This is a genomic window from Gemmatimonadota bacterium (assembly GCA_009835325.1).
Taxonomy (GTDB): domain Bacteria; phylum JAAXHH01; class JAAXHH01; order JAAXHH01; family JAAXHH01; genus JAAXHH01.
Genome location: VXWP01000029.1, coordinates 1 through 4,858 on the forward strand (window position 1 = coordinate 1; position 4,858 = coordinate 4,858).

Consider the following 4,858-nt stretch of genomic DNA (forward strand, 5'->3'; position numbering starts at 1 on the left):
GTCATAATGCTTTGAACGACGCTACAGATACTATGATTATGGCGGTGTTGATAAAGAATGTGCCATTCGATCGTATATGCCAAATTGTTGGCGAACCGAATCCGACAAAAAAACAACTGGACTACATACGGGATTTAGGAGGCGATCCACATAATGTAAAAACCAGGCAGGAAGCCAGCGATGAAATCGACCGATTGAAAGGTTGGCAAAACGGTCGAGGACGAAACGAAGCCGAGGTAACTTCCAATGTTGCCGAGAGTAGTTCTGATGGTCGCTCGTCTGGTTTCGTTGTGGCCGTAGGAGTAGTTATTTTGTCAATAGTGCTTGTGGTGATATGTTCATAGGCCAATGTTTACCTTTCGATGTAATTCCTAAAAGGATTGCAGAGTCCATCCAGGTATGGTTAGTTGCAGTGTCGTATCGACAGGATACAAGTTTACAGGAGACGGATCGACCACCGGTATGACCTGTGATCGCATGACGTTTACCGGATGATGGCAAGTAATCCAGTTGGTGTATATACAAAGTATCTACAATCGAGATAGGAGCACAGCATGAGTGAATCCACCAAAGTCGCCGTCGTCACCGGCGCGGGTTCCGGTATCGGCAAGGCCTGTTCCCTGGCGTTGCTGGACGCAGGCTACAGCGTGGTCCTCGCGGGTCGGCGGAAAGAAGCCCTGGAGTCGACCGTGGCCGATGCCGGCGATGCCGCAGATCGATTGCTGATCGTCCCCACGGACGTGGGGGTCGCCTCGCAGGTCGAGCACCTCTTCGCGGAAACGAAGGCAGCCCACGGCCGCCTGGATCTGCTGTTCAACAACGCCGGGACCGGGGCGCCCGCGGTGCTCCTCGAGGACCTGACGGCCGAGCAGTGGCAGACGGTGGTGGATGTCAACCTGACGGGTTCCTTTCTCTGCACGAAGGAGGCCTTCGGGATCATGAAGGACCAGGATCCGCAGGGCGGCCGGATCATCAACAACGGGTCGGTCTCCGCCCATGTGCCCCGGCCGAACTCGGCACCGTACACGGCCACCAAGCACGCCGTAACCGGCCTGACGCGTTCGACTTCCCTCGATGGGCGGAAGTACAACATCGCCTGCGGGCAGATCGACATCGGAAACGCGGCCACGGAGATGACCCAGCGCATGAAGGAAGGCATCCTGCAGCCGACCGGCGACCTGCTGGCCGAGGCCAGGATGCACGTGAAGAACGTGGCCGACGCCGTCGTCTTCATGGCCGGCCTGCCCCTCGACGCCAACGTACAGTTCATCACGGTCATGGCCACCACCATGCCCTATATAGGACGGGGATAAATGTCGGTAACCAGAGCAAAGCCCGTCGAGATCACCGACGCGCAGAAGCAACAGTACCAGGAGGAAGGGTACTTCATTCTCGAGTCCGCCCTGGACGATGAGCAGCTGGAATACATACGCGGCGAGTGCGACCGCCTGCGGGTCGAGATGGAAGCCGAAATGGCTCGGGATTCAGAGAAGTCCCGGGGCATCACCCACAAGGGCAGCCGTTATTTCATCTCGAACCGGCACCGCGACAATCCCAGCCTGCGGCCCTACATATTCAGCGAGATCATGGCCGAGATCTGCAGGAGCACCCTCGGCGATACCGCCTATCTCTTTCACGAGCAGTTCGTGGTCAAGGGGCCCGAAGTCGGCATGAAATTCGGCTGGCACCAGGACTCGGGCTACGTGGGGTTCGACCACAGGCCCTACATGAGTTGCTGGGCCGCCCTCGACGACGTCTCCGACGAGAACGGCACGGTCTACATCCTACCCTTTTCCCGCGCGGGCACGAGGCGCCGCCAGGATCACCGCATCGTGGACGAGACCAACGACAAGATCGGCTATTTCGGGGACGATCCGGGCGTGCCCGTGGTCGCGCCGGCCGGGAGCATCGCCGTGTTCTCCAGCGTCTCCTTCCACCGCAGCAGCCCGAATACCTCCGACGGCTGGCGGAGAGTATTCCTTACGCAGTACTCCGCCGAACCGATCCTGACCGAGGACGGCACGCGAAACTGGAGCAACGCGGAGCCCTTTCTCGTGGACGGCAAGCGCGTGACCACTGATTAGGCGCGGCAACCTGAATAAATCCAGCAACGGGATCAGACACGGCAGTTAAAGGAGCGGATCCGTGACCACCATCACCGGCGTGAAGTGCATCCGGACGCGTTCGAACGGCACCTGGGGCATCGTCAAGATCACCACGAATCAGCCCGGTCTGCACGGCATTGGTTCGGCAAGCGACCACTACCATCAGCGCGCCGTCGTCGAGGCCGTCGAGTCCATGCTGGCCCCTAAGCTCATCGGACGGGACGTCAGCCGCATCGAGGACATCTGGCAGACCTTCTACACGAGCGGTTACTGGCGCAACGGCGCCGTCACCAACACGGCCCTGTCCGGGATCGACATGGCCCTGTGGGACATCAAGGGCAAGGAAGCCGGCATGCCCGTCTACCAGCTCCTCGGCGGTGCCTGCCGGAGCGCCGTGCCCTGTTACGCCCACGCGGGGGGCGGCACGCCCGAAGCCCTGCTGGAAGCCATTCAGGGATACCTGGACGAAGGATTTCCCGTGGTCCGGTGCCAGTTGGGCGGTTACGGCGGCGGCGGATTCATCCCTTCGGAAGATGCACCCCGGCCCGCCAATGCCTGGCCCGCCGACAAGGTCTTCGACGACGAGGCCTACATCGAAGCCATTCCGAACATGTTCGAATACCTGCGGTCGAAGCTCGGATTCGGCCCCAAGCTGACCCACGATGTGCACGAGCATCTCCGGCCGCAGTCGGCGGTGGCCCTGTCCAAGCGCCTCGAACCCTACCGGCTCTTCTTCCTCGAGGATGTCCTTTCACCCGAACAGGTGCAGTGGTACCGCCTGATCCGGGAGCAGTGCACGACGCCCCAGGCCATGGGCGAACTCTTCGTGAATCCCCACGAATGGACGCCTCTCATCACCGAGCGCCTCATCGACTACGTCCGGGTGCGGGTATCCAAGGCGGGTGGCATCACGCCGTGCCGCAAGATCGCGAGCCTCTGCGAATCTTTCGGCATCAACACCGCCTGGCAGGAAGGGGGCGACAACGACCCGGTCAACCAGGCCGCGGCCGTTCACCTCGACATGTCGAGCTGGAGCTTTGGGATCCAGGAAGAGAACACCTTCAGCGAGGCGGAATACGCGGCGTTCCCCGGCGCCTGCGAGTTAAGGGAAGGTCACCTCTACGCCAACGACAGTCCCGGACTGGGGTTGGATATCGACGAGGATGCGGCGGCGAGGCTGCTGAACGCGGAGGACGCGGCTACGCCCCGGTACGCCGCGGAGGACCGCAGGGCGGATGGCAGTATCGTCCGGCCCTGAAACGGACTGACTCCCAACGAGTCCGGTTTCAAACTCGAAAATACGCAGGAGATTGCGCTAGGGCTTCGTATCGGCGTTGACAGGCGGCTCGTCATTGCCCAGGAACCGCTCCGCCGTGTTTCTCGTGGCCGGATTCGTCCTGAAATCTGCAATCCACGGCTCGCGGAAGTAGACCTGCTTCTCGCGCGGTAGTCCCGCGATGACTTCAGGCGGGGTCTTGAGCCGGTGCCAGTGTGTGGCCAGGTGGGAATAGGCGTTGAGGACGGTGACCCGGGGCTCGTCCCGGTTCCACACGGGACCGGCGTGACAGGTGTTCTCGGTGAAGAACACCGCGCTCCCCGCGGGACAGGCGTAGGTCATGAGGAACTCGCTTCGCTTGCCGTCCTCCAGTGACATGTGATCGGGATGCATGGGGAAGTTCGCCTTGTGGCTCCCCACCACGAAATGCGTGCTCTGGTCTTCCATGCGTATATCCGTGAACTCGAAGATCACCCGGACCATGCCCGCGTAAATCTGTTCGCGCTGCACCCGGTAGCCGAAGATGGGATCGATCTGTCTGGGGCCACCCCCGTGCAGTTCCCCGTGCGCCTCTCCCTTGTTGCGCCACACGCAGCTGCAGTTTTCCAGGCGGAAATCCTTGCTGATGATCTCCTCAATCACGTCGATGACCGCGGGGTGGTCGATGAGCACGCTTGAGGGACCACCTGGCACATCGCGATGTTCCGGCGGTAGAGATTCCGGATCGTGCTTGATCAGGTAGATCTGATCGCGGATGTCCTTGACCTCATCCGCGGTGAGTATGGCCGGCCGGACCAGAAACCCGGTCAGGTCGAATCGGAAGCGTTCTTCGTCGGTTAGGGACATGGGGTGACTCCTCGCACGTATTCTCGTTAAGCACCTAAACTACTGGCCCAAAGCATCGAACTCCAGCCCAACCCGAATCGCGGAACCCGCGCCTGCATAGGTGAATGCCTCGTTGATCTCAGTGAATGAGAAGGTGTCGGAGATGATCTTGTGGAAGGGGTATTTGTCCCGTGTGCGGCTCAGGAATTCGAGGGCGCGCGGGATTACCCAGGGTTCATACACGATTACCCCTCGAATCGCCTTGCTGCACCGGACGATGTTGCCCGGATCGATCTCCGTCGGGAAGCCGAGGTTGATGTTGCCGATCCAGAGATAGCGGCCGCCCCACCTGAGCATGTCGATGCCTTCGGCGAGCACGCGGGGCGACCCCACGAACTCGGCGACCAGGTCGGCACCGACCCCACCTGTGTGATCCAGCACGAACTCAATGCGTGCTTTCATGTCGATCTCATCGACATTGAGGGTCTCGTCAGCGCCAAATTCCCGGGCGAGGGCAAGGCGCGCCGGAAACCGGTCGAGCACGATGATCCTGCCCGCCCCCATCTCCCGCGCTCCGGCGGGCGCAGAGGGGCCCGGTCCGCCCGCCCCCGGAATAACCACCGTGGCTCCCCGGGTGACACCGAGCGGGTTG

General features: G+C 61.2%; 5 protein-coding genes. 3 read left to right on the forward strand and 2 right to left on the reverse strand.

Annotated features, from left to right (window positions below; all coding sequences use genetic code 11):
• The first annotated feature begins 554 nt into the window (after positions 1 to 554).
• From F4Z81_03120 to F4Z81_03130, 3 genes are all read left to right on the forward strand, one after another.
• On the forward strand, positions 555 to 1,313 hold the full coding sequence (locus tag F4Z81_03120) for an SDR family oxidoreductase (protein MXW04041.1): 759 nt from the start codon (positions 555 to 557) through the stop codon (positions 1,311 to 1,313).
• Positions 1,314 to 2,084, forward strand: coding sequence for a phytanoyl-CoA dioxygenase family protein (locus tag F4Z81_03125; protein ID MXW04042.1), 771 nt, complete (start codon positions 1,314 to 1,316; stop codon positions 2,082 to 2,084). It abuts the gene before it with no gap.
• A gap of 61 nt (positions 2,085 to 2,145) precedes the next feature.
• Positions 2,146 to 3,363: a mandelate racemase gene (locus tag F4Z81_03130; protein MXW04043.1), complete on the forward strand. Its 1,218-nt coding sequence runs from the start codon at positions 2,146 to 2,148 to the stop codon at positions 3,361 to 3,363.
• Positions 3,364 to 3,420: 57 nt separating this feature from the next.
• On the opposite strand, the gene F4Z81_03135 is transcribed toward F4Z81_03130, so the two are convergent.
• Entirely contained in the window at positions 3,421 to 4,227 is an 807-nt protein-coding gene (locus F4Z81_03135; GenBank protein MXW04044.1) for a hypothetical protein, read from the reverse strand.
• Between the two features lie 39 nt (positions 4,228 to 4,266).
• Positions 4,267 to 4,858 (reverse strand): zinc-binding dehydrogenase (locus tag F4Z81_03140; GenBank protein ID MXW04045.1); only part of this gene is annotated, 592 nt, incomplete at its 5' end.